The following is a 23,978-nucleotide window of genomic DNA, read 5'->3' as shown; positions in this document are numbered from 1 at the left end:
ATTTCTCATCCAATCAGCACATCTTTAATCAATTTGCGCATACGGACATTTTCTTGAGAGACGAAATAATTAGCGGAACAGTTCCGACATATCTTTTATGATGTAGTCCGGTTTGTGGCGGGATTTTTTCGCGTCCGCTCGCGATGAAATTCCCGTGAGCGTCAAAACTGTTTTCATTCCGGCATTTTTTCCGCCTTTTATATCGGTTTTGAGGCTGTCCCCGATAACCGCCGTTCTGCCGGCGGCAACGCGGAGAATTTCACGGCAGATTCTGAAAATGTCCGGATGCGGTTTTCCGGTGATGACGGGTTTTTTGCGCGCAACTTTCTCTATGGCGGCGGTAAGCGCGCCGGTTGCCGGCATAAAACGCCCGTCCCGCGCGGGATAGACGAAATTTGAATTTGTGGCGAGAAAATCAGCCCCTTTTATTATCGCCGTTCCCGCCGCGGCGATGTCTTGATAACCGAAACCCGTGTACCCGCCGATAATTACAACGTCGCATCCGCGCGCGGCTTCGTCCGCCCCGACAATACGAATTCCCGTTTTCTTTATTTCCGACACAAGCGCGCGACTTGCCGAAACAAACGCTTTTTTTGATTCCGGATTTTTGAATTTGCGCGTTATGAAGCGCGCGGTTGATCCCGCCGATGTTACAATCTCGCCCGCCCGCGCCTCTATTCCGGTTTCTTTCAGGCGTTTTGCCCATCCCGCGGGCGTGAGCCGGGAGTTGTTTGTCGCGAACAGAAACGGTTTTCCGGTTTTACGCAGTTTTTTGAGCGCGCCCGCCACGCCCTTAACGGGGGTGGGTCCCGAAACCACCGTTCCGTCAAGGTCTATGACAAAAGCGTCAAATTTATCAACGAGTCGCAAAGGGGTCCTTGCCGGCCCCGCGCCTAAACATCTCCCCACATTGAGCGGGCGAGGCGCGTCCGGGCTTCGGGGTCGTAAGATGAGGGCACCAACGCGATTTTTTTCTTGTTATCGTCCTGAAACATCTCAATCCCCATGAATTTCAAAATGTCCGAGGACGCTTCGCGGTAGCCCTCGTAGAATTTTTCTTCGTTGCCGGACGCCCTTATGGTCTGAATATCCAGAAACAGCGCGACTGCGGCAAACTCTTTCAGAATTTTCGGATCAATTTCAAGCGTGTATTCGGCGAGAGGTCCCTTCAGTATGAAGTTTTTCCACTTCTCAACGGCTTTGTTGAACTGTTCTTCGGTCATTTTTCTTCCTTTGCTCCCTGTTTTGAACTCAAGATTCCACTCGCGGAAACTATATTTTCGCGTCCCGCTTTTTTTGTTGCTTCCACGGCTTTTTCAAGAGAAATACCGGTTTTCAGCGTGGCAAGTTTCAAAAGCATCGGCAGGTTTACTCCGGTTACGACTTCCACCTTGCCGGGGTCAAGAAAAGTCAGGCTGACGTTTGACGGCGTTCCACCGAACATATCGGTCAAAATGATTGTGTCTTTTTTATTGCCGCGCAGGTGTTTTTCTATCTCTCCGGAGAGCATGTCAAATCCGCCTTTCGGAACAAAGGAAACGCCTTTGATTTCAACGGCGGGTTTTTCGCCGAGAACGAATTCAACGGTTTTTATAAGCTCAAAAGCGAGTTCCCCGTGCGTTACGACAAGTATCAGTTTCATTTGTTCTTCCCGATGTCTCTGTGCGCAACCCGTACCTCTTTAACGGAACCTTTCAGCCTTTTCCCGAGCCTCTCGGCAACCGAGACGGACCTGTGCTTTCCCCCCGTGCAACCGATGGCGACATTCAGATAAAGCTTGTCTTTACTTTTGTAAAGACCGACTACAAAATCAATTATGTCCGCCGCTTTGTCAAGAAAACCCTCGCCGCCCGTGTCCGAAAAAACAAAATCCCTGATTCTTTTGTCTTTGCCGTCAAGGGGTTTGAGTTCGGGCGTGAAGTTCGGGTTTGGCAGCATGCGTACGTCAAACATCATGTCCGCGTCGGGCGGGTGGCCGTGCTTGAATCCGAATGAGGTTATGTTTACACGGATTTCGCCCGTTTCGCCCCCGGCGGCGCGAAGCGACGGGTGCTCTCTGAGTTCGTGCGGATTGAGTCCGCTTGTGTCAATAATCAGGTCGGCTTTCTGTTTGAGGTTTTCAAGCAGGGCTCTCTCTTTTTTTATGCCGTCTGTGATGTTTCCGTCTCTGGAGAGAGGGTGGTTTCTGCGCGTTTCACCGTAACGTTTTACGAGCGTTTCGTCTGAGGATTCAAGAAAGATGATTTCAACCTTCGCGTCTTTTTTGAGTTTTTCCGCCGCTTCCGAGACCTGTTCGAAAAGTTTTCCGCCGGGCGTCCTTGAATCAATCACAATTGCGAAGGGCCCCTCGTGCTCTTTGACAAACTGCCCCGTCAGGTTCGGCGGAATGTTGTCCGCGCAGATAAATCCCCGGTCTTCAAAAGTGCTCAAAACCGTGCTCTTTCCCGCTCCCGACAACCCCGTGATTATCAGCAGCAGTTTCATGTTTTCGGCCGTTTTGAGTTTTTTCTTCCCTTAATTATTTCAGGCGGGGAATCAAATGTGTCTGACTCGCCAGTTTTCAGAATATGGTTTCGCACGGCTACTTCAACGAGTGTGGATATGCTTCTGCCCGGGCGCACCGGAATGTTCGCAATCGGCAGTTCCACGTCAAGGATCTTGATGGTTTTTGTCTCAAGTCCGAGCCGGTCGTATTCCATTTTCCTGTTCCACAGTTCAATGTTGATTACTATGTCAATGGAGTGGTTTTCCATAACCGAGGTTCTGCCGAAAAGGTCTCCTATGTTCACGATGCCGATGCCTCTTATTTCCATCATGTGCTTGACCTTTTCCGGCGGCGAGCCGATAAGGTGCGCGCCCACCCGTTTTATTTCAACGATGTCATCGGAAACGAATTTCCATCCGCGCCCGACAAGGTCAAGCGCACATTCACTTTTTCCCACGCCGCTTTTGCCCGTTATGAGCGTTCCGGTTCCGTGGACTACAACAAGCGTGGCGTGAAATGTGGTGAACGGGGCGAGCCGCCACTCAAGCAACTCTCCGAGTGTTGACATCAACGCTTCAAGCGGAATGTCGCTTTTTAAAACCGCGATTGATTTTTTATTCATCATGGATTTAAAGCGTGCGTTTATGTCTATGCCGTCCGACACGATAAAACACGGAATTCCTTGTCGCACAAAGTCCTCGGCAAGGTCTTTGCACTCTTTGGGCGACAGTTTTTCTATGTAAGCGCATTCGGTTTCGCTAAGCACATAGACGTGCCCGGAGTCAAGCTTCATGGGCTTTTCCGTCATCCTCAAGCCCGGCTTGCGAACCGGCGCGGCTGTTATAAAAGCGTCAAAACCCGCTTTGCCGGAAACCTTGCTCAGTTTGAGGTGTGAAAACCATTTTTGCTTGAGTTCTTCTACTTTGACCTTTTTATCTTTTGCCATTCCTGTCGTCTTCCTCAACAAGCGTTTCAAAGATGTCTTTTGTTGACCCAGCTTTGATGAGCCGCTCACGCATTTCGCCGCTTTTGAGTGCGGAAGTAACTCTGGCGAGCAGGTTGATGTATTCATCAGCGCGCGAATCAGACGCGATGATAACCATGAAAAGGTAGGTGGGGTTGCCGTCAAGCGAGCCAAAATCAACTCCTTGCACGCTTCTTGCGAACGCGGCAACAGGCTCGGAAAGCCCGTGCATTCTCAAATGCGGAACCGCAACTCCGTGGTCAAGGGCGGTGCTGCAGATTTCCTCTCTTTCCAGAAGCATCTTGAGCAGTACATCGGCATCAAGAGAAGGGGAAAGACTCGACACGGTTTCAGATATTTCTTTCAGAACGCCGTTTTTGTCGGTTGCTTGAAGAGATTTTATTATGGAGTCTTTTGTCAAAACATCGGCGATTTTCATTGCGTTTTCCATTACCGTTGAGCGGTTTTTCAAGGAACTATAACAATCACCCGTTTGTCTTTTTTGTACGCGACGTTCAGTTCATCGGTTTCGCTGTTTATGAACGCGACGAACTCTTTTCCCGACTCCGTAACCTGTAGCGCGGCTTCTTCAAGAAACATCGGTTTTGCCGCTACTTGCTGAATTTTCACCTCGGCGGGCTGCGATTTGTCCTGCGGTGACTCGGCGGCGGGAGAGTTTCTGCGCCTCGTGGAGATTCTTTTGTCGCCTTTACGCCTGAGCTGTTTTGTAGCGGCGTCCATTACGTTGTCTATGGAAGAGCTCAAATCGTCCGAAGTAACGCTCGCAGTCGCGGAAAGCCGTGTTCCCACAACTTTAATCTCCGCCGTGTGCCGGAGTTTTTCAGATGAGAGAACCGCGCTGATTGTCGCTTCTTCTCCCTGTTTATACAGATACCTGCCCAGCCGGGGCAGTTTTGAAAGCATGTAGTGTTTCATTTTTTTTGCGACTTTTCTGTCTTTGATGTGTCTTGTTGTTATTTTTATGTTCATTTTTATCTTTCCATTGCAGGGAAACCCCAGGGCCTTGTTTCCACATGCTTTTTTTCATATTTTTCTATCAGGTCGCTTTCTTTCAAAGTTTGCGATATGTCATCAAGCCCTTCAAGAAGAGTTCTTTTTCTGAATGGGTCAATGTCAAACTCAAAATTAATCCCGCTTCCCGTGATTGACTGTTTTTCCAAATCAACCTCCAGACTGAAACCCGGATTTGCCCTTACGGTTTCAAACAGGGAGTCCACTTGCTCGCGGTTGAGTTTGACGGGGAGAATGGAGTTTTTGAAGCAGTTGTTATAGAAAATGTCAGCAAAAGACGGCGCGATTACGACCCTGAATCCGAACTCTCTGATTGCCCACGGCGCGTGTTCGCGCGAACTTCCACTTCCGAAATTGTCTTTTGCAATTAGCACTCCCGAGCCTTTGTAGCGTTCCATGTTCATCTCAAAGTCCGGATTGAGTGTTTTTCCGTCTTCAAGAAATCTCCAATCGTAAAAAAGGAATTCACCAAATCCGGTTCTTTCAATTCTTTTGAGAAACTGCTTGGGAATTATCTGGTCGGTGTCAACGTTTGAGCGGTCAAGCGGGGCGACTACCGCTTTTATTTTCGTGAATTTTTCCATTTAATTGCCCCACTCCCGGACGTCAACAAAATGACCTTCAATTGCCGCGGCCGCAGCCATAACGGGGCTTGCGAGATGTGTTCTGCCGCCTTTGCCCTGCCGTCCTTCAAAGTTTCTGTTGGATGTGCTGGCGCATCTTTCCCCGGGCGCGAGAATGTCGGGATTCATTCCCAGACACATACTGCATCCCGATTCACGCCATTCAAATCCGGCATCTTTGAGAATCTTGTCTATTCCCATTTCTTCAGCCTGTTTTTTCACCAATTGAGAACCCGGAACAACCATCGCACGCACGCCTTTCGCGACTTTTTTGCCTTTAACAATCTGTGCCACGGCGGTCAGGTCTTCTATGCGCGAGTTTGTGCATGAGCCCAGAAAGACCCTGTCAATTTTGATGTCCGTCATCGGCTTTCCGGCTTTGAGTCCCATGTATTCAAGCGCTCTTTCCATGTCGCCGCGCCGTACTGCGTCACTTTCGTCCGCGGGGTTTGGAACCGTAGAGTTCACGTCAACCACCATTCCCGGATTCGTTCCCCACGTTATCTGCGGGGCAATTTCTCCGGCGTCCATTTTCAGAGTTTTATCAAAAACTGCGTCTTCATCGGACGCGCACTGTTTCCATTCCTCAAGCGCCGACTCAAAATGCTCGTCTGCCGGCGAATAACGCCGCGCGCGCGCGTATTCAAAAGTTTTTTCGTCCGCCGCCATCATTCCCGCTTTCGCTCCGGCCTCAATCGACATGTTGCACACGGTCATTCTTTCTTCCATTGACAGGTCTCTTATGGCTTCGCCCGCGTATTCAACCGCGTGCCCGGTCGCGCCGGCAGTTCCAATCCGCCCTATGATTGCCAGAATTATGTCTTTTGCCGTAACGCCGCGTCCCCGTTTTCCTTCCATTCGTATCTCAAAGGTTTCCGGGCGGGTCTGGCGCAGGCACTGGGTCGCAAGGACATGCTCAACCTCGCTTGTTCCGATTCCGAAAGCAAGGGAACCGAACGCGCCGTGAGTTGAAGTGTGGCTGTCGCCGCACACTATAGTCATTCCGGGCCTTGTGAGCCCCAGTTCAGGACCTATTACGTGGACAATTCCTTGAAGATCCTCAATTTCCGGATTCGGCAGAATGTCAAAAAGATTAATACCGAAACGCTCGCAGTTTTTTCTGAGCGTCTCAATCTGACGGGCGGATATGTCGTCCTCTATGGGTTTGCTTCGCGCCGTTGTGGGCACATTATGGTCCATTGTGGCGAATGTTAAATTCGGGCGGCGAACTTTTCTGTTTTCCATCACAAGCCCCTCAAACGCCTGAGGCGAGGTAACTTCGTGAACCATATGCAAATCTATGTAGAGAATGTCGGGCTGGCCGTCTTTCCCCTCGCTTACGAGGTGGGAATTCCAAATTTTTTCAAGAAGTGTTTTACCATTCATATATTTTCGTGACCTTTCTTTTTAGATTTTACCCAAGATTTGTTTGCCCGCAAACACAGCCTTTTTCCCCAGTTCCTCCTCAATTCTCAGCAAACGGTTGTATTTTGCCGTTCTTTCTCCCCTGCACGGCGCGCCGGTTTTTATGCGACCGCATTCGGTCGCGACCGCGATGTCCGCGATTGATGAATCTTCGGTCTCCCCCGAACGATGGGACACCATGCGCGAATAGCCCGCTTTGCCGGCGGTCTTCATCGCATCAAATGTTTCCGACAGAGTCCCTATCTGGTTGACTTTTATGAGAATTGAGTTTGCGGCTCCGAGTTTTATTCCTTTTTCAAGCCGCTGTCTGTTTGTGACGAAAAGATCGTCTCCTACCAACTGAACCGACCGGCCGACTCGCTCCGTAATCTCCTTCCAGCCCTCCCAGTCATTCTCGTCCATCGGGTCTTCAATGGAGATGAGAGGCCAGTTTTTTGTCCATTTTTCATACATTTTGCCCATTTGCGCCGATGAAAGTTTTGCGCGTCCGATGCGGTATTTTCCGTCGAAAAAAAACTCGCTTGCCGCCGCATCCATGGCAAGCGACACTTGCGTTCCGGTTTTATATCCGGCTTTTTCCGCCGCACGCGCGATGAACTCCATCGCATGCTCGTTGGAGCGCAAATTCGGGGCGAAGCCGCCTTCGTCTCCAACGGCGGTGGAAAGCCCCTTGGATTTCAGCAGCGATTTGAGAGCGTGAAAAATCTCAACTCCGGCTCGCAATGAATCTGAAAAAGTTTTGAAACCGTGCGGAACAAGCATGAATTCCTGAATATCCAGATTGTTGTCCGCGTGCGCTCCGCCGTTGATTATGTTCATAAACGGCACCGGCAGAGACGGACGCACGGAGCCGTAGAGTCGCGTGAGATATCGGTAAAGAGGGGTTTTGCGCGATTGTGCCGCCGCGTGTGCAACGGCGAGCGAAACACCGAGAATAGAGTTCGCTCCGATGCGTGATTTTGATTTTGTTCCGTCTTTTTCAATCATCTTCGCATCAATTTTTTTCTGGTCGCTTACGTCCATTCCCCGAATCGCACGTTCAAGAGTCCGGTTTGAGTTCTCAACCGCTTTGAGAACGCCTTTGCCTCCGTATCTTTTCTTTGCCGAGTCTCTAAGTTCCCGCGCCTCAAACTTTCCCGTTGACGCTCCGGACGGCACCGAAGCCCTTCCAAGTGTGCCGTCAGAGCACACAACATCGGTCTCAACTGTTGGATTTCCGCGCGAGTCCAGAATTTCCCTCGCTTTTACGCTTTTGATTTTCGCCATTTGTTTTCTCTCCGGGCGGTAAGATTTCCGCAATTATATCCTATTCGCCCGGCTTGGTTTTTCCCGTAATTTCCACAATCACCGAGTTTGCCAAAACAAAACCCTTTTCTGTGATTTTCACCGCGCCGTTTTCACGGCGGATCAGACCATTGTTTTCAAGTTTTTCAAGCGCGTGCACGTCAACCCGGACACCGAACTGCTTTTCCGCATCCGCCAAATCCATTCCGTCCGCAAGCCGGAGCCCCATCATCACGCAGTCGCAAAATCCGGTTTCAGCATCCAAAGCTTGCCTCGGCGCGGTTTTGCCCCTTGCGGTCTGTTCCATATATTCGCGAGGGTTTCGCGGGTTTGCCCACCTGAGTCCGAAAGGCGCGTCGCGCACTGTCATGTGAGAATGCGCCCCCGCACCGAGTCCTATGTAATCTCCCGAACGCCAGTAGTTTATGTTGTGCCGGCAGTGCGCATCCGGCGCGGCGAAACTTGATATTTCATAGCGCTCCATCGCGCTCAAACACTCGGCGGCAATTTCAATCATTTGCGCGCAATCCTCATCCGAAGGTGTTTTCAACAGCCCTTTTTTCGCCAAAGCGTAAAATTGCGTTCCCCGCTCAATTTCAAGTCCGTAAACCGATATGTGAGGCACTCCGGTTGCGGCGGCGGTTTTGATGTCTTTCTCAAACGCTTGTGGAGTTTCTCCCGCCGCGCCGGCTATGATGTCCGCGCTTATGTTCTGAAAACCCGCCGATTGCGCATTTTCAAACGCCTCAAAACATAGCCGAGCCTCGTGCTCTCTTCCGAGACTTTTGAGTTTTTCAGATGAGAAGGACTGCGCCCCGATGCTCAAACGGTTGATTCCCGCCGTGTAAAATCCGCGCATTTTTTCGCGCCCGCATGATGCGGGATGAGATTCAAGCGATATTTCCGCGGAGTTTGAGATTTCAAACTCTCCCGCAAGAAACTCCAACACGCCGCCCACCGCCCGTGCCGAGAACAGAGACGGTGTTCCGCCTCCAATAAACACGGTTTTTACTTCGTAGTGCGAGAGCAGTTCGGGCATTTCCGAAGTGAGGGCTTTCAGTTCGTCACGTATTGCGCGTGTATAGGCGTTTTCATCAAATTTTTTTTCCTCCCATGCGTTCAGATTGCAGAAAGGGCACTTAATTTCGCAGTATGGGAAGTGGACATAGATTGAAAGAGGTTTTTTCATCCGGCGGTAAATCTAACAGCATCAGGTTTTTTTGCGTCCGCTGTGCGTGGCTTTTAATCTTGTGTTATAATTTAAGGACTTTTTCATTTAAGTCCTCTGTTTGCGGGCTTTCCACAGAACAATGCGCTTTTTGCTCTCTATCAGCAGGTTATTTTTACAAGTAGCGTTTTTGCGCGCGCTTTGCATTTTTTTGTTTTTGCTCGTTTGCGCGCCGGTCGCGGGGGCGAAAAAAAACCTTTCGCTTGCCGAAGCGGAGCGCATGGCGGTCAGGCAGAGCCTTGAAGTGCGGCTCGCGGGAGCGGATGTTCGAATACGCAAAGGCATGCGCAAGGAAGCCTCCGGCACTTACTATCCGCAAGTTCACTCCCGAGTTGTCGCGCCTTTTGTCGGACACGAATCAGGATTTTTCGCTGACCAGGTAATCTGGGATTTCGGGCGCACGAAAAACCGCGTCAAATCAAGCAAAAGCCTTGTCTCCTCTGCCAAATATTCAAAGAAAAACGCCGAGAATAAGGCGGTAACCCGCGCGCGCAAGGCATTTTACGCGGTTATTCTTAACGAGGCGCGTCTTGTTTATGCCGAGAAGAACCGTCTGCATGCGGGAATGAGACTTGAAAAAAGCATAATTCTCGCCAGAAACGGGCGCATTTCCCCGCTTGAATTAGCCCAGCAGGAATCCGATGAGAAGAACATAATTTTTCAACTCAACGGCGCGCAGAACGGAGTTGAAAGCGCGCGGTTTGATTTTTTCCAGTTGCTTGGAATTGAGGACACCGGAGACATCACTCTTGTGCCGCCGCAGGATTCGGAAGAGATACTGCCCCCTGTTAAAGAGCTTCTTGCTGATGTTTTAAAAGACAATCCCACTCTTCTGGCTCTCGCCGAGCAGTTGAAAAGTGATAAGGCGAAAATCGCCGCCGCAAAGGCGGAGTTTCTTCCGATTCTTTACGGAAGGGTTGCTTACAGGTTTGAAGGGGAAGGCGCGCACACGGACGCGCCGGATTTCATTGCGGGAGCGGGAGCGACAATACCGCTTTTCAAGGGGTTTTCCCGTTTCGGCACGCTGGACAAAACCCGCGCTGTTCGTGAGAGAACCGAGATAGAAATCGCGCTTGAAAAGCAGCGTCTTGAAAGGGAAGTGAAACGGCTGTTGCTGGATATTACGCACGCCGACGAGTATATAGAACTTAGCAGAAGGGTCCTCGGCACGGCGGAAAAGAAGCTTATTCTCGCGCGGGAAAAGGCGGAACTGGGCGCGGCTTCAAAACTGGATCTTGTTTTTTCGGAAAAAGAATATGCAAATTTTTACCTTAAATACGAAGAATCTTTGTATAATAAAAGAGCATTGGTGGCTGATTTGAAGTTTCTTGCGGGATTAGACACCGCTGAAGAATGGGTAGTGGAGGTTGAAAAGTGAGTGGACCGGGGAAAATTTTTAATGCGTTGGGCCGATTAAGCGCCGGACTGCGCGGTGTGCTTATTGTCGGACTCATTTTGGGCGCGTGGGTGTTTACGTTTGAAGACAGTTCTGTTGAATACAAAACCGAGTCAGTTTCGGTTGGAAGCGTAATTTCCACCATAACTTCTGTCGGAACGCTGAAACATTTTGAGGAAGCGGAAATCTACAGCTCCATACCGGGCACGGTTACCGAAGTTTTTAAGCAACAGAGCGACACGGTTTCCGAAGGCGATGTTCTTATACGCCTTGATGCGACCACACTTAAGTCGCGCTACGATAAAGCGCGCACGGAACTTGAGACAAAAGAGGCGGGCTTTAAATATCAGTCCGAGCTTTACGATAAGAAGCTCAGTTCCACAAACGATTACAAGAAGGCGAAAATAGCGATGGAGCAAGCAAAGGCGGGATTTTCCGAAGCGACCAGAAAGTTCAAAGCGGCCGAGATAAAGTCTCCCATTGACGGAACGGTTATTTACCGCAACGTTGAGGTCGGACGCTCATTTGACAATACAGTCGGAATGCTTATGAAAATCGCCGGAAAAGCCGACAAAATGAGGCTTCTTATCCGTATCGGCGAAGCGGACATCGGGCGCGTTTCCGAGGGGCAGTTTGTGCACTTTACGGTTTCGGCGTTCAAAAATCAGTCTTTCAGGGGCGAAATTTTTTCCGTGTCCGAATCTCCGCTTGAAGGTGACGGCGCCGTTGCTTACGAGGTTCTGGCACGGGTTGAGAACCCTGAACACATTCTTAAATCCGGAATGACCGCGGACATTACGGTAAAAACCGCGCAAGTGGACGATGTTATGCGCGTGCCGACCGCCGCTCTGCGTTTTCTCCCGCCGGACGGTTCCGTGCACGCTTCGGGCTCCGCGGTGTGGATTAAAACCCTTTCGGGAAAATTCAAGCGCGTACCCGTAACAATCGGAGAGAGCAATGAAGTGTTTACCGAGGTTAAGACCGGAGAAATATCCGAAGGCGACATAATTGCGGTTGGAACAGTTGTTAAAACAGACGAAGATTCCGGTGGCATGACACTTCCCCAGCCAAAACGTTTCTGATTAGTTTTCGCCGTGCCGACTAACGAAATTCCCATCATATCGCTTTGCGGAATTGAAAAGACCTATCAGTCCGGTGACACCTCCGTGCACGCTTTGCGCAATGTTTCCCTTGATATTTTTCCCGGAGACTTAGTCGCGATTGTGGGGTCTTCCGGATCGGGCAAAAGCACACTTATGAACATTCTGGGGCTTTTGGATACTCAGGATTCCGGCTCCTACCTTTTTGAGGGGCGGGAAATTTCGGCGTTTTCGGCGGATGGTCTTTCTGAATTGAGGCGCAAGCGCATCGGGTTTGTTTTCCAGAGTTTTAATCTGCTTCCGCGCTTGAGCGCACATGAAAACGTGGAGATACCGCTGATATACGACGGCGCAGCGGCCGGGGAGAGAAGAAAGCGGGCTTCGGAGGTGCTTGAATCGGTCGGGCTTTCGGACAGAGAAAACCACATGCCTTCACAGCTCTCCGGCGGACAGCAGCAGAGGGTTGCCATAGCGCGCGCGCTGTGCAAAAATCCGGCGATGATTCTCGCCGATGAGCCGACCGGCAACCTTGACAGCAAAAACACGGACGAGATTATGAACCTTCTCAAGCAAGTGAACGCTTCGGGCACTACCATTGTGATGATTACGCACGAAAAGGAAGTCGCGGACTGCTGCCGCAGAGTTGTTACCATGAAAGACGGCACGATCTTGTGAGGCGGTTTCATCCGGATTATGAAGACTCCGCACATATTTATAGACAAAAAGGGCAGATGGTTTCAGGACGGGGTTCAGATAACTCACAAGTGGACCTATCTTGAAAACAACCGTAACCTCCGCCGTGCGCGTGGAGGCGGGTTTGAAGTTGCCGAGGGGAAAGTTTCCGTTTCCGTTGAGGTGGAGGACACGCCTTTTGTCATTGTTTCCGCCCGGTTGACAGAAAAGGGATTTGAGGTGGTCGTTAATGATGAAACTTCGGAGATACTCACCGAGGACACCGATTTGCGCGTGAACGCGGACAACATTCCATACGCCTTCATAAAAAACGGTGAGTTTGAGGCGCGTTTTCTAAGCCCCGCATATTATGCCATAGCATCGGTTGCGGAGCCGCTGCCCGAAGGCGGATTTGTTATTGAGTCACAAGGGAAAAAATACAGGTTCTTGCCCAAAACCGCACAGTAAAGAGCGTTTTCCTTTGCGAATATACCCTTTGCGGATAAAATTAACATTCCGCCGGAGATTTTTTTGAAAGTAGGAATTATAGGAACCGGATACGTTGGTCTTGTTACGGGCGCGTGCCTCGCGGACAGTGGAAACTCAGTCGTCTGCGCAGACATTGATGTAGAGAAAATCGCCTCTCTTAAAAAAGGGACTGTGCCGTTTTATGAGCCGAACCTTGAAGATATTGTCGCAAAAAACATCAAAGACGGACGTCTCACTTTTTCAAATGAGCCTGAGCAAGCCGTTTTAGAGTCCGACACTGTTTTTATCGCCGTGGGAACGCCGCAGTCCGTAAACGGCGAGCCGGATTTGGGCGGCGTTTTTGATGTCGCGCGGATGATTGGCCCGGTCTGCGGGGGCGATTACAAACTGATTGTTACAAAAAGCACCGTTCCGCCGGGCACAACGGAGAAAGTCATGGGGCTTGTGCTTGAAAACGGCGGAAAAAACTTTGATATGGCTTCCAACCCGGAATTTTTGAAAGAGGGAACGGCGGTGAAGGACTTTATGAGTCCGGACAGAATTGTTATCGGCACGGACAGCGAAAAAGCAGAAGGCATTTTGCGCCAACTCTATTTGCCGTATATGAGGCGTGGCGAGAGGTTGATTTCCATCTCCATACGCTCGGCGGAGATTGCCAAATATGCCTCAAATGCGATGCTCGCAACCCGAATATCCTTTATGAATGAGATGGCGGTGTTTTGCGAAAAGATGGGCGCGAGTGTCTCAGAAGTGCGCTCGGTTATGGCAGCTGACGAGAGGATTGGGGACAAGTTTCTGTATCCGGGAGTCGGGTATGGCGGTTCGTGTCTGCCAAAAGATATCAAAGCGGTTATCGGCGCCGCGCGCAAGCAGGGATTTGATATGAGAATCTGTTCGGCTGTTGACGAGGTCAACACTCTTCAGCATGAGATTTTTCTGAACAAACTGAAAAGCCAGTTTCCCGACGGGCTCGGCAGTGTGAAAATTGCTTTCTGGGGGGTATCTTTCAAGCCCAACACCGATGACATCAGGGAGTCTCCGGCGATTTACATTATGAATAAGGTTTTGAGCGAAGGCGCCGAAGTAAGCGCTCATGACCCTGTGGCTTTTGACGGCGCGGCAAAGGATTTCATTCCCTCCGGCGTCAAAAGGGCGCGCGGTCCATACGACGCGTGTGAGGGTGCGGACGCGCTTTTTATAAGCACGGAATGGAATGAATACAGACAGCCGGATTTCGGCAGGATTTTTTCCATTATGAAATCCCCTGTTATTGTTGACGGAAGGAATATCTATTCACCGGCGGAGATGAAAAATATGGGTTTCCGGTACTTCTGTCTTGGCGAGGCGTGAAGAATGGATTTTGTTGTAACCGGTTGCGCGGGATTTGTCGGCGCTCGCGTGTGCGAGATGTTGCTTGAAAGAGGAGACAGGGTTGCCGGAATGGACAATCTGAATGACGCTTACGATCCCGCGCTGAAAGAAAAACGGCTTCGAAATCTTTTCTCATCGGACAGGTTTATATTTGAAAAAACTGACATCGCGGACTCGGGCGCGGTCGCGAATTTTTTCGCGGGGATGCGCGGTTTTTCGCCCAAAGCGGTAATCAACCTCGCCGCGCGCGCGGGAGTGAGAAGAAGCGCGGAGATTCCGGCGGAGTATTACAAAACAAATGTGCTCGGTACCCTAAACCTGCTTGAAGCGTGCAGGGAAAACGGCACGGAAAAGTTTGTGTTCATATCGTCTTCAAGCGTTTACGGAAACGGAAGACTGCCTCTTGCCGAAGCCGTTTCGGAAACCGACAAGCCGCTTTCTCCCTACGCGGCTTCAAAGTCCGCTGGTGAAGGGCTTTGCCACTCATATCACAAACTTTTCGGGATAGATGTTTCCGCTCTCAGGTATTTTACGGTTTACGGTCCCGCGGGGCGTCCCGACATGAGTGTGTTCCGGTTTGTGCGGGCGGTTGCCGAAGGAAATGAGATAGTTCTCTACGGAGACGGAACTCAGAGCAGGGACTTTACATTTGTTGATGACGCCGCACGCGCGACACTGCTTTCGGTGAAAAATGTGGGGTTTGAGCAAATAAACATAGCAGGTGGCAATGTGGTTTCGCTGAACGAAATCATCGCGCTCATAGAGGACGGACTCAGCAAAAAGGCGGTTGTCAGAAAAGAGCCGATGAATCCCGCGGATTCAAAAGCCACTGCGGCGGATATTTCAAAGGCGGAAAAAATTCTCGGCTGGGAGCCGCAAACTGATATTAAAAAAGGCGTAAAATCTTGTATTGACTGGTATCTTGAAAACAGGGAATGGGCAAGCCGCCTTGAAATGCCCGAGGTTTGATATTATTTAAGGATTTGAAAAATGGCTAAATCACTTGTAATTGTGGAATCGCCCGCCAAGGCGAAAACGATAAAAAGGTATCTCGGCACGGAATACGATGTTGAGGCGTCCGTGGGCCATATTGTTGACCTTTCGGACAAAACCCACGGCAAGCTCGGTGTTGATTTGGACAACGGGTTCAAGCCCGATTACGAAGTTATCAAAGGCAAAGGCAAAGTGCTTGACTCTTTACGCAAATCTGCCAAGGGCAAGGACAAGGTCTATCTCGCCACCGACCCCGACAGAGAAGGTGAAGCGATTGCGTGGCACATCTCTCAGCAACTGAAACTGGGTGACAGAGCGCACCGCGTTCTAATACGGGAAATAACAAAGGAGGGCGTTCTTGAAACCTTCCGGCGGACTGAACAGGTAAACCAATCAAAGTTTGAAGCGCAGCAGGCGCGGCGCATACTGGACAGAATAGTTGGCTACAAGGTGAGTCCTCTGCTGTGGAAAAAAATCGGCGGCGCGCTCAGCGCGGGCAGGGTCCAGAGCATTGCGCTCAATTTTGTCGTCAAACGCGAGCGCGAGATTGAGGTGTTCAACCCCGTTGAATACTGGAAGATTGAGGCGCGTTTGTTTACGGAGGAAGGAGATTCTTTCAGCGCGGGTCTGCGCAGTTTTCGCGGTTCGGAAGACGAAATTTCCAACGAGGAGCAGGCGCTTGAAATTGTCGCCGCCATTGAAAATGAGTGGTTTGTTATCTCATCGGTTGAGAGAAAAAAGGTTAATCTCAAACCTCCATCTCCGTTCATAACCAGCACTTTGCAGCGCGAAGCGGCAACAAAACTCGGTTTTTCCGTGAAGAAAACAATGAATCTGGCGCAACGGCTTTATGAGGGCATTGAAATTGGCTCTGAAGGTCCCGTGGGTCTTATAACTTACATGCGAACCGATTCACCGCGCCTTTCTCCGCGCGCGGTTGATGAGGCGCGCGACTTTATAAAAGAGAAATACGGAGAGGAGTTCGTCCCCGCAAAACCTAATATTCAAAAGGTCAGCAAGGACGCGCAGGACGCGCACGAAGCGATAAGGGTTACCTCAATTCTCAGAGGCCCCGAAGATATGGCGAAGTTTCTTGAAAAGGATCAACTGCGGCTTTACGAATTGATTTGGAAGCGGTTTGCCGCAAGCCAGATGTCTGCCGCCGTTGACGAAAAAACAACTGCCGATATCAGTGCCGGAGAAGCGGTTTTCAGAGCCACCGGAACGGTTCAGGTGTTCGCGGGCTGGAGAGCCGCCGCGCCTCCGCCTGAGAAAAAAGACGGGGAAGAGGCGCTTCTTCCGCCATTGAGTGAAGGAGCGGATTTGAAGTGCGAAGAGGTTGTTCCGTCTCAGCATTTCACCAAGCCGCCGCCCAGATACAACGAGGCGTCTCTTGTCAAAGATCTTGAGAAAAAAGGCATCGGCCGCCCTTCGACATACGCTTCAATTCTCTCCACAATTCAGGACAGGGAATATGTCAACAAGGAAAAGAAGGCGCTTTTTCCAACTCCGCTTGGCTTTGCCGTCAACGACTATCTCGTGAAAGATTTCCCCGACATAATGGATGAAAAATTCACCGCGAGCGTGGAGCAACGGCTTGATAAAATTGAGCAGGGCAGCGAAAAATGGGACGGGCTTCTGCACGATTTCTATCTTGACGAGGAATCGGGTTTAAAGAAAAGGGTTGAGACCGCCGAAAACGCTGTGAATGATGTTGAGGAAACCGACATCATGTGCGAAAAGTGCGACAAACCGATGGTGGTAAAAAACCGCCGCCGGGGCGGCGGGGAATTTCTTTCTTGTTCCGGCTATCCCGAATGCAAAAACGCTTCCGACTTTGAAAGGGTGGACGGAAAAATTGTAATCAAAGAGACTGCGCCGCCTCAAGATTCCGGAATCGCGTGCGAAAAATGCGGCGAGCCGATGGTGATACGCAAACGCAGACGGGACGGCGTGGAATTTCTCGCGTGTTCGGGTTATCCGAAATGCAAAAACGCTTCGGACTTTGAAAGGGACGGGGATAAAATCATTGTTAAACAGACAGAAAAACCCGAAGACGCGGGCATATCTTGTGAAAAGTGCGATAAGCCAATGGTGATACGCAAACGCAGACGAGACGGCGCGGAATTTCTCGCGTGTTCGGGCTACCCGAAATGCAGAAACGCTTCGGATTTTGAGCGTCTGGAAAACGGCGAAATAAAACCCATTGAAAGGAAGAAATCAGATTCCGCGCAAAAATCCTGAAACGGTTTACACAAAAGATTTTATTGACGCTGCGAGAAAGTTGGAAGCAAACCTTGCGGGCGATTTGAAGCGTGGCGCGTCTTACATCGACAAGTTTTCAGGCAGTTACGAGAGCAGTGTTGACAACATATTCCGCAGGCTGTTTTCTCTTTCTCCGCCTGATGAGCGCAAAGAACTGCAAGACGCGAGAGACCTGTTTCGGGGTTTTGACGCTCTCACCAATTTTGAAAAAATCAAAGTGTTGCGGCGGTGTGTGGAGCGCGTGAGCGCTGTTACTTCCCGTTTTGGTGAAACCACTTCTCCGGCGCGCTCGTCCAAACCGTTGGCGAAAAATCCTTCAAGCCCGGTTGAGGCAATAAAGGGTGTCGGCTCTTCAGTTTCATCTTTTCTCGCGAAAAAAGGCGTCCACACGGTAGGGGACGCGCTTTTTTATTTCCCCTCCAGATACGAAGACAGGCGCGATATAAAAGGAGTTTCAGACGCGGTGCCAAACAGTTGGCAGACGGTTGCGGGCAGGGTGGAGTCGGCGGGCAGAACGCGCCCCGGAGCGCGGGTGCAGTTTTGCGTTGTGCTGAAAGACGGCACAGCGACTCTTGAACTCGTGTGGTTCAATTTTGATGAGCGGTATATGAGGAGTAGGTATCAGGAGGGAAAACTTGTTTTTGTGAGTGGCGATGTTCAGATTGACCCGCGCCGCAGAGTTTTGCAGATTCTTCATCCGCAGCCTGACAGGATTGAGGTTCTTGACAAAGTCGATGAAGCGGCGGACAGCATTCATATCAACCGCGTAACGCCCGTTTATTCACTGACCGAGGGGCTTACACAGCGGCGCGCGCGCGCGATTATGCACGGCGCTCTTGACCATCGTGAGATGCTTGCGGACGTTCTGCCTAAAGGCATCGGGCGGGATTTGGAGCCGGTTGACGATGCAGTCGCAGAGATGCATTTTCCCGAAAAATGCGGCGTATGCCCGGATTTTTCACGAGCCGCGTGGGAAACAGGTTCGCGCGACAGGAATCTGCCCGCTCCCAAGACGGTGGCTTTTTTAGAGTTTTTTCTTTTACAGCTCGCTTTTGGGATAGGCAGAAACAAACGCGAAGGCGTGGGCGGAATATCATTTGCACCTTCGGGCGACATATCGCGCCGTTTGGTTCAAGCCCTGCCTTTCAAACTGACCGCCGCACAGGAAAAGGCGTTCTCTTTGATAAATTCGGCCATGGAAAAACCCGTTCCCATGAACATTTTGCTTCAAGGTGATGTCGGAAGCGGCAAAACGGTTGTTGCCACACTCGCAATAGCAAAAGCGCTTGATTCGGGCTGTCAAGCGGCGATTATGGCCCCCACACAAATACTCGCGGAACAGCACGCGAGAGTCATCGCGCGATACACCGCGGAGATAGGAATAAAACCGTTTCTGCTCAAAGGTGGAGACCGCTCGGCTCCGTTGTCCGAGGTGGAAAGCGGCGAGGCAAGGATTGTTATCGGCACTCACGCTCTTATTCAGGACAGGGTGAAGTTCAATAATCTCGGTCTCGCGGTCATAGACGAACAGCATAAATTCGGAGTAGCGCAGAGGGAGAAACTCAACCGCAAGGGCTCCAGTCCGGACATTCTTGTAATGACGGCGACCCCGATTCCGCGTTCGCTCGCGATGACGGTTTACGGTGATTTTGATGTCGCGGTTATAGACACGCTCCCCGCAGGCAGAAAAAAGATTGAAACGGTCGCGCTCGGCTCCTCGCCCGAAGACCGGTACGTAATGAACGGTGCCATCAAAGACAGTATTGAAGCGGGGCGGCAGTGTTATGTCGTTTGCCCTTTTATAGAGGGCGGGGAAAATGGCGCGGAAAGTGATGACGGCATCGCGCGTGTTGAAGAAACCGCCGCGGCAATTCGGCGGGAGGTTGCCGGCGCGCGGGTCGGCATTTTGCACGGGCGCATGCCGCCCGATGAAAAAGACTCCGCGATGGAGGAGTTTGTCGCGGGCGGCACTCAAGTTCTTGTTTCCACAACCGTTATTGAAGTTGGGATTGACGTGCCGAACGCGACACTTATGGTGATTGAAAATGCGGACAGGTTCGGTATTTCGCAACTTCACCAACTGCGCGGCAGAGTGGGGCGCGGCGCGGAGAAGTCCCGTTGCATTCTGCTTAAATCACCCGGTATAACGGCGCCCGGCGCCCGCCGGCTTGAAGAGGTCTGCAAAAATCCGGACGGATTTTCAATTGCCGAAGCGGATTTGGCCATGAGGGGACCCGGTGAGTTTCTGGGCGTGAAGCAGTCGGGAATGCCCGATTTTCGCTTCGCCGATTTGGTAATGGATTCCGACGTTTTGGTTGAGGCAAAAGAAGCCGCGCGGGAGATTCTGGACAAAGACCCCGAACTTGAGAACTATCCGAAATTGCGCGAAATGGTTGATGAGATTGCGTTCAGATGAGCCGCCGCGCGCCGATTACCCGTCAACCAGTAGAGACTCAGGGTCTTCCACAAGTTCTTTGAGGCGCACGAGGAACTGCACCGCTTCTCTGCCGTCCACAACCCTGTGGTCATAACTGAGCGCGACAAACATTATAGGGCGGATGACGACCTCGCCATCCACAACCGCCGGACGCTGTTTAATCGCGTGAAGCCCCAGTATTCCCACTTGCGGCGGGTTTAGTATCGGGGTGCTGAGCATTGAGCCGAAAACCCCTCCGTTTGTTATGGAGAAGGTTCCGCCCATGAGTTCGTCTATTTTTAATTTTCCCTCTTCGGCTTTTTCGGCGAGCTCCCTGACCTCTTTTTCAAGTTCGGCAAAGCTCTTTTTGTCCGCGTCTCGTATGACGGGAACAACAAGTCCGCTTGATGCGCCGATGGCTATGCCAATGTCGTAGAAATTCTTGTAGAGAATCTCGTCTCCTTGAATTTCCGAGTTAATCTGCGGAAACGCTTTGAGCGCGCCAACTGACGCTTTGATGAAAAAGGACGACATTCCCAGAGACACGCCGTGTTTTTCCTTGAAGGCGTCTTTGCGCCGTTTTCGCAGTTCCATAACCGCGCCCATATCCACTTCGTTGAAAGTGGAAAGAATTGCCGCTTCGTGTTGGGCCGCGAGCATACGCCGCGCGATGGTCTTGCGGCGCGGGGTCATCTTCACCCTTGTTTCTCCGCGGTGCAGAGCCGACAGAGAGGGGAATATATCGCTTCCCGCTCCCGCAGGCGTTTCTTCTCCGCCCGCCGCTTTGTCTGCTGCGGCTTGTTCAACATCGGCTTTTGTTATGCGTCCGCCTTCGGTTTTCGGCTCAACCTTTGACAGATCTATGTTCTCATTGCGGGCTATGTTTTTCGCGACCGGTGTGGCGCTCGCTTTTCCAGCGTCCGAAGCGGGTGCGGGTTCAGGCGGCGCTTCACTTTTACCGGATTCGCTTTGCGGAGTTTCAGTCTCCGCGGAGGCGGATTCATCTATCTCTCCAAGAGCGTCTCCAACTTTCACCTCGTCCCCTTCATTTCTTCCTATCTTCAAAACCACACCGCTTGTTATTGCGGGTACTTCAAAGTTTGCTTTTTCGGTCTCAAGCTCAACAACGGTTTCCCCTGTTTTCACGGGGTCGCCTTCATGCTTGAGCCATTTGACTACGGTTGCGTCTATAACTGAGTCGCCAAGTTCGGGCACGACTATCTGAGTTGCCATCTTGTCCTCCGGATTGTTTTTTCAAGATTAAACATCTATTGCTATCATAACACCGCTTTTTTCAATTTTATCAATTTCTTTTGCGCTGAACGTCTGCTCAAGCAGGATAGTTTGATTGGCCTTGTGCATTGACATTGAGCCCTCCGCGGGACTTGAGTTCCGTTTTCTCGCTATAAAACCCAGAGGAATGTTTCGCGGTCGCGCGATTTTGCGCAGAAACGGATGCATGAAATCCCACGCGCCCATGTTCACCGGTTCTTCCTGAAGCCAGATTATCTCTTTTGCTCCGCCGTATCTGCTCACCGCCTTCTCAATTTCTTCAACGGGCGGGTGGTAAATCTGTTCAACCCTTATTATCGCGACTTCGGGGTGTTTCTTTCTCAATTCGGACATTTCAAGGTCTACCGCAACTTTGCCGCTGCACAAAACAACTCTACGCACCTTGCTTGCGCCTTTTTTATCTACGGGGTCGTCAATGACGGGTATAAACCGCCCCGAAGACAGTTCTTCAAGCGACGATGAGGCAAGCGGGTTTCTAAGCAGACTTTTCGGAGTCATCACTACGAGGGGAAGCGGGTCTGTTTTCAGCAAAACCGCCTGACGTCTCAAAACATGGAAAAACTGCGCGGAAGTTGTGCAGTTCACAATCCTGATGTTTTTTTCCGCCGCCATTCCAAGAAATCTTTCGAGTCGTCCGCTTGAATGGTCAGGTCCTTGTCCCTCGTAAGCGTGCGGCAGAAGCAGCACAAGCGAGGATATCTGCCCCCACTTTGAGCGTCCGGAAACCAGATATTCGTCTATCAGTGGCTGGGCTCCGTTTATGAAGTCCCCGTATTGAGCCTCCCAGACTAGAAGAGTGTCGGGCTTTTGGATGCTGTATCCGTATTCAAAACCAATGCACGCGTTTTCAGTCAGCGGGCTGTTGATGATTTCAAAAGCCGCTTTTGACTGAGGAATTTCCCGCAACGGAATATATTCTTTCCCCGTGTTCGCGTCATGAAGAACAGCGTGCCTGTGGCTGAAAGTTCCCCTCTGACAGTCCTGCCCGCTGAGCCGTATGGGCACTCCGTCGGCAAGAATTGAGGCGTAGGCGAGTTCTTCTCCCAATGCCCAGTCTATTGATTTGGCTTTGGGGTCTTTGAGCGCGTCCCGCCTTTTTTCACGGGTTTTGCTTACTTTGTAGTTCACGGAAAAACCGTCCGGCACTTCAAGCAGGGCTTTATTAATCTCTTTCAGTTTTGACACCGGAAACACGGTTTTTGAATTTTTCGCCGCCCCCTCTTTGGGAATGACAACCGGCACGTCGCTGTCGCTCAGTTTTTCCGGAAGCGTTTCAAAAGTTTTTGTCAGTTCCGCCATCTGCTGTTCAAAGAGTTTGTCCGAAGAGCTCTTGTCCATTACTCCCTCTTTTGCGCAACGCTCTGCGATTTTTCCCCTCACGGTCGGCTGCCGATTGACTTTCTCGTACAGCAACGGCTGGGTGAATTTCGGCTCGTCTCCCTCATTGTGTCCGTGTCTGCGGTAGCCAACTAGGTCTATGAGGAAGTCTTTATTGAATTTGCGTATGTAGGAAAACGCTATCCTTATCGCCTCCATGCAAGCTTCGGGCTCATCGGCGTTGATATGGATTACGGGCACTTCAAACCCTTTGACCAGATCGCTTGAGTAAAGTGTGCTTCTGCTGTCTTTAGGAATAGTTGTGTAGCCAATCTGGTTGTTTGTGATTATGTGCAGTGTTCCGCCCGTGCTGTATCCGGGTATCAAAGACATGTTCAGAGTTTCCGCGTTTATGCCCTGTCCCGGAAACGCGGCGTCCCCGTGAACAATGACTGGCAGGGAATACATCGGGTCAAACTTCGGCTCTCCGGGAGATGAAGAATCCGTTCCCGCTCCGCGCGCCATTCCCTGTATGACCGGATTAACCGATTCCAGATGACTGGGGTTGGGCGCGAGCACGATTTCCAGCATTTTGTCCCCGCTTGAGATTCCGTTCATTCTCAGCGGTTTTACGGCTCCCTCGTGGTATTTAACATCGCCTGTCCAGCCCATGTCGTCTCTGAAATCCCTTTCATAGACAGGGTCTTTGAACTTCACAAGAGACTGCTCGCACGGCTTGTCCATAACATTGTGCATCACATTGAGCCGCCCCCGGTGAGCCATTCCAAGCGTTACGTGATAGACGCCTGAGTCCGCCGCGAGGGACATAAATTCATTAAGCATCGGCACAAGCATGTCCATTCCCTCAATGGAAAAACGGAACTTGCCCGGAAACACTTTGTGCAGAAACTTTTCAAGTGCCTCCACTTTGCAAAGCTGTTCAAGGATTGATTTCAGGTTAATGGGATTAAGCGGGGGTCTGAACTTCCCGGACTCCGCCGCGCCCATCATCCAAAGCCGTTCATTTGAGTAGTAGATATGATGAAAATCGTAGCCGGAAAAGGACGAGTAAACCTCTCTGAGTTTCCTGATAACCTCCGCCGCGTTTGAGCATTTTTCCGTAACCGGGCTTTCAATTATTGATGGCGGAAGCCCGGCAAGGTCTTTTTCGGTCAGTCCGTGAAATTCGTTTGAAAGGAGTTTGTCTCCCGCCGGGGAAGTTCCGAGGGGGTCCAGTTTGCTGTCAAGATGCCCGTTCAGCCGTATGGCCTGAGCGAGATTTGTCGTCGCGACTGTGGCGCCGGATGAGTCCGCTGTTTGTGTCTGCGCGGCGGCGCCTGTGCCGTTTTGCGCTTTCGACAAACCATTTTCAGTCGGAGTCCACGCGTCAAAAAAAGCGCGCGCTTCGGGGCTGACCGAAGAGCGGTCTTGCAGGTAGTGGCTGTAAATCTCCATAGCGAACCCCGAATTGGGCCCGTGAAAGAGATCTTCCAGCATCATAGAAGTGTGGTTTTGTTTTGCCATCGGAACGGCGTTTTTCCGTTTTCGGAAAGCAGAGCAATAGTAATACAGAATTCAGTCATAGACAATATGTCTCTGAACAATTTTTCACTGATTTGCGCGCT

Annotated in this window: 21 protein-coding genes; 8 read left to right on the top strand and 13 right to left on the bottom strand. The window is 51.0% G+C overall.

Annotation, left to right across the window (positions count from 1 at the left end):
* Positions 1-69: 69 nt before the first annotated feature.
* The 11 genes from GKS04_05645 to hemW are packed head-to-tail and all read right to left on the bottom strand — an operon-like array spanning position 70 to position 9,002.
* Positions 70-951, bottom strand: coding sequence for an HAD-IIA family hydrolase (locus tag GKS04_05645; GenBank protein QMU56600.1), 882 nt, complete (start codon positions 949-951; stop codon positions 70-72).
* Positions 894-1,223: a hypothetical protein gene (locus tag GKS04_05640; GenBank protein QMU56599.1), complete on the bottom strand. Its 330-nt coding sequence runs from the start codon at positions 1,221-1,223 to the stop codon at positions 894-896. Before GKS04_05640 ends, GKS04_05645 begins: the two co-directional genes overlap by 58 nt.
* Entirely contained in the window at positions 1,220-1,642 is a 423-nt protein-coding gene (locus GKS04_05635) for a PTS sugar transporter (protein ID QMU56598.1), read from the bottom strand. Before GKS04_05635 ends, GKS04_05640 begins: the two co-directional genes overlap by 4 nt.
* Positions 1,639-2,484: an RNase adapter RapZ gene (gene rapZ / locus GKS04_05630; GenBank protein QMU56597.1), complete on the bottom strand. Its 846-nt coding sequence runs from the start codon at positions 2,482-2,484 to the stop codon at positions 1,639-1,641. The genes GKS04_05635 and rapZ overlap by 4 nt, the downstream gene beginning before the upstream one ends.
* Positions 2,481-3,557 (bottom strand): HPr(Ser) kinase/phosphatase, encoded by a 1,077-nt coding sequence (hprK, locus tag GKS04_05625; GenBank protein QMU56596.1) that lies wholly within the window; start codon positions 3,555-3,557, stop codon positions 2,481-2,483. Before hprK ends, rapZ begins: the two co-directional genes overlap by 4 nt.
* On the bottom strand, positions 3,418-3,900 hold the full coding sequence (locus GKS04_05620; protein ID QMU56595.1) for a hypothetical protein: 483 nt from the start codon (positions 3,898-3,900) through the stop codon (positions 3,418-3,420). The genes hprK and GKS04_05620 overlap by 140 nt, the downstream gene beginning before the upstream one ends.
* A gap of 17 nt (positions 3,901-3,917) precedes the next feature.
* On the bottom strand, positions 3,918-4,439 hold the full coding sequence (raiA, locus tag GKS04_05615; protein QMU56594.1) for a ribosome-associated translation inhibitor RaiA: 522 nt from the start codon (positions 4,437-4,439) through the stop codon (positions 3,918-3,920).
* A 2-nt stretch (positions 4,440-4,441) separates the two neighbouring features.
* Entirely contained in the window at positions 4,442-5,065 is a 624-nt protein-coding gene (leuD, locus tag GKS04_05610; protein QMU56593.1) for a 3-isopropylmalate dehydratase small subunit, read from the bottom strand.
* Positions 5,066-6,490 carry a 3-isopropylmalate dehydratase large subunit gene (gene leuC / locus GKS04_05605; GenBank protein QMU56592.1) on the bottom strand — a complete coding sequence of 475 codons (1,425 nt, stop codon included), beginning with the start codon at positions 6,488-6,490 and terminating at the stop codon, positions 5,066-5,068. It lies immediately after the preceding gene.
* A gap of 21 nt (positions 6,491-6,511) precedes the next feature.
* Positions 6,512-7,795 carry a phosphopyruvate hydratase gene (locus GKS04_05600; GenBank protein QMU56591.1) on the bottom strand — a complete coding sequence of 428 codons (1,284 nt, stop codon included), beginning with the start codon at positions 7,793-7,795 and terminating at the stop codon, positions 6,512-6,514.
* Positions 7,796-7,835: 40 nt separating this feature from the next.
* On the bottom strand, positions 7,836-9,002 hold the full coding sequence (gene hemW, locus GKS04_05595) for a radical SAM family heme chaperone HemW (GenBank protein ID QMU56590.1): 1,167 nt from the start codon (positions 9,000-9,002) through the stop codon (positions 7,836-7,838).
* A gap of 121 nt (positions 9,003-9,123) precedes the next feature.
* Here hemW and GKS04_05590 point away from each other — a divergent pair, with 121 nt between their 5' ends.
* From GKS04_05590 to recG, 8 genes are all read left to right on the top strand, one after another.
* Entirely contained in the window at positions 9,124-10,419 is a 1,296-nt protein-coding gene (locus tag GKS04_05590; protein ID QMU56589.1) for a hypothetical protein, read from the top strand.
* On the top strand, positions 10,416-11,519 hold the full coding sequence (locus tag GKS04_05585; protein ID QMU56588.1) for an efflux RND transporter periplasmic adaptor subunit: 1,104 nt from the start codon (positions 10,416-10,418) through the stop codon (positions 11,517-11,519). The genes GKS04_05590 and GKS04_05585 overlap by 4 nt, the downstream gene beginning before the upstream one ends.
* A 33-nt stretch (positions 11,520-11,552) precedes the next feature.
* Complete coding sequence (locus GKS04_05580; GenBank protein ID QMU56716.1) at positions 11,553-12,212, top strand: ATP-binding cassette domain-containing protein; 660 nt, start codon at positions 11,553-11,555, stop codon at positions 12,210-12,212.
* 18 nt (positions 12,213-12,230) lie between these two features.
* Positions 12,231-12,677, top strand: a complete 447-nt coding sequence (locus tag GKS04_05575) for a DUF1285 domain-containing protein (GenBank protein ID QMU56587.1) — start codon at positions 12,231-12,233, stop codon at positions 12,675-12,677.
* Positions 12,678-12,740: 63 nt separating this feature from the next.
* A complete protein-coding gene (locus GKS04_05570; GenBank protein ID QMU56586.1) occupies positions 12,741-14,048 on the top strand; it encodes a nucleotide sugar dehydrogenase in 1,308 nt (435 codons plus the stop codon).
* A gap of 3 nt (positions 14,049-14,051) precedes the next feature.
* Complete coding sequence (locus GKS04_05565) at positions 14,052-15,038, top strand: SDR family NAD(P)-dependent oxidoreductase (GenBank protein ID QMU56585.1); 987 nt, start codon at positions 14,052-14,054, stop codon at positions 15,036-15,038.
* Positions 15,039-15,059: 21 nt separating this feature from the next.
* The gene (gene topA / locus GKS04_05560; protein ID QMU56584.1) at positions 15,060-17,306 is read left to right on the top strand and encodes a type I DNA topoisomerase; all 2,247 of its coding nucleotides are present in this window, start codon (positions 15,060-15,062) and stop codon (positions 17,304-17,306) included.
* Complete coding sequence (gene recG / locus GKS04_05555) at positions 17,269-19,743, top strand: ATP-dependent DNA helicase RecG (GenBank protein ID QMU56583.1); 2,475 nt, start codon at positions 17,269-17,271, stop codon at positions 19,741-19,743. Before topA ends, recG begins: the two co-directional genes overlap by 38 nt.
* Positions 19,744-19,758: 15 nt before the next feature.
* Here recG and odhB read toward each other — a convergent pair whose 3' ends face one another.
* Positions 19,759-20,976 carry a 2-oxoglutarate dehydrogenase complex dihydrolipoyllysine-residue succinyltransferase gene (gene odhB / locus GKS04_05550; GenBank protein QMU56582.1) on the bottom strand — a complete coding sequence of 406 codons (1,218 nt, stop codon included), beginning with the start codon at positions 20,974-20,976 and terminating at the stop codon, positions 19,759-19,761.
* Between the two features lie 27 nt (positions 20,977-21,003).
* Positions 21,004-23,877: a 2-oxoglutarate dehydrogenase E1 component gene (locus GKS04_05545; protein ID QMU56581.1), complete on the bottom strand. Its 2,874-nt coding sequence runs from the start codon at positions 23,875-23,877 to the stop codon at positions 21,004-21,006.
* Positions 23,878-23,978: the final 101 nt, after the last annotated feature.

It is taken from the genome of Candidatus Mycalebacterium zealandia (genome assembly GCA_014075295.1).
GTDB classification, from domain to species: domain Bacteria; phylum Desulfobacterota_D; class UBA1144; order Nemesobacterales; family Mycalebacteriaceae; genus Mycalebacterium; species Mycalebacterium zealandia.
The sequence above is the reverse complement of the archived record's forward strand: the minus strand, read 5'-3'. Positions and strand labels throughout refer to the sequence as shown.

Coding starts and splice junctions, on each gene's coding strand:
- odhB (QMU56582.1), bottom strand. CDS start 20,976: ATGGCAACTCAGATAGTCGTGCCCGAACTTGGCGACTCAGTTATAGAC.
- leuC (QMU56592.1), bottom strand. CDS start 6,490: ATGAATGGTAAAACACTTCTTGAAAAAATTTGGAATTCCCACCTCGTA.
- rapZ (QMU56597.1), bottom strand. CDS start 2,484: ATGAAACTGCTGCTGATAATCACGGGGTTGTCGGGAGCGGGAAAGAGC.
- GKS04_05600 (QMU56591.1), bottom strand. CDS start 7,795: ATGGCGAAAATCAAAAGCGTAAAAGCGAGGGAAATTCTGGACTCGCGC.
- topA (QMU56584.1), top strand. CDS start 15,060: ATGGCTAAATCACTTGTAATTGTGGAATCGCCCGCCAAGGCGAAAACG.
- hprK (QMU56596.1), bottom strand. CDS start 3,557: ATGAATACATCAACCTGCTCGCCAGAGTTACTTCCGCACTCAAAAGCG.
- leuD (QMU56593.1), bottom strand. CDS start 5,065: ATGGAAAAATTCACGAAAATAAAAGCGGTAGTCGCCCCGCTTGACCGC.
- GKS04_05565 (QMU56585.1), top strand. CDS start 14,052: ATGGATTTTGTTGTAACCGGTTGCGCGGGATTTGTCGGCGCTCGCGTG.
- GKS04_05635 (QMU56598.1), bottom strand. CDS start 1,642: ATGAAACTGATACTTGTCGTAACGCACGGGGAACTCGCTTTTGAGCTT.
- raiA (QMU56594.1), bottom strand. CDS start 4,439: ATGAACATAAAAATAACAACAAGACACATCAAAGACAGAAAAGTCGCA.
- GKS04_05620 (QMU56595.1), bottom strand. CDS start 3,900: ATGGAAAACGCAATGAAAATCGCCGATGTTTTGACAAAAGACTCCATA.
- GKS04_05575 (QMU56587.1), top strand. CDS start 12,231: ATGAAGACTCCGCACATATTTATAGACAAAAAGGGCAGATGGTTTCAG.
- GKS04_05590 (QMU56589.1), top strand. CDS start 9,124: ATGCGCTTTTTGCTCTCTATCAGCAGGTTATTTTTACAAGTAGCGTTT.
- GKS04_05640 (QMU56599.1), bottom strand. CDS start 1,223: ATGACCGAAGAACAGTTCAACAAAGCCGTTGAGAAGTGGAAAAACTTC.
- GKS04_05545 (QMU56581.1), bottom strand. CDS start 23,877: ATGGCAAAACAAAACCACACTTCTATGATGCTGGAAGATCTCTTTCAC.
- hemW (QMU56590.1), bottom strand. CDS start 9,002: ATGAAAAAACCTCTTTCAATCTATGTCCACTTCCCATACTGCGAAATT.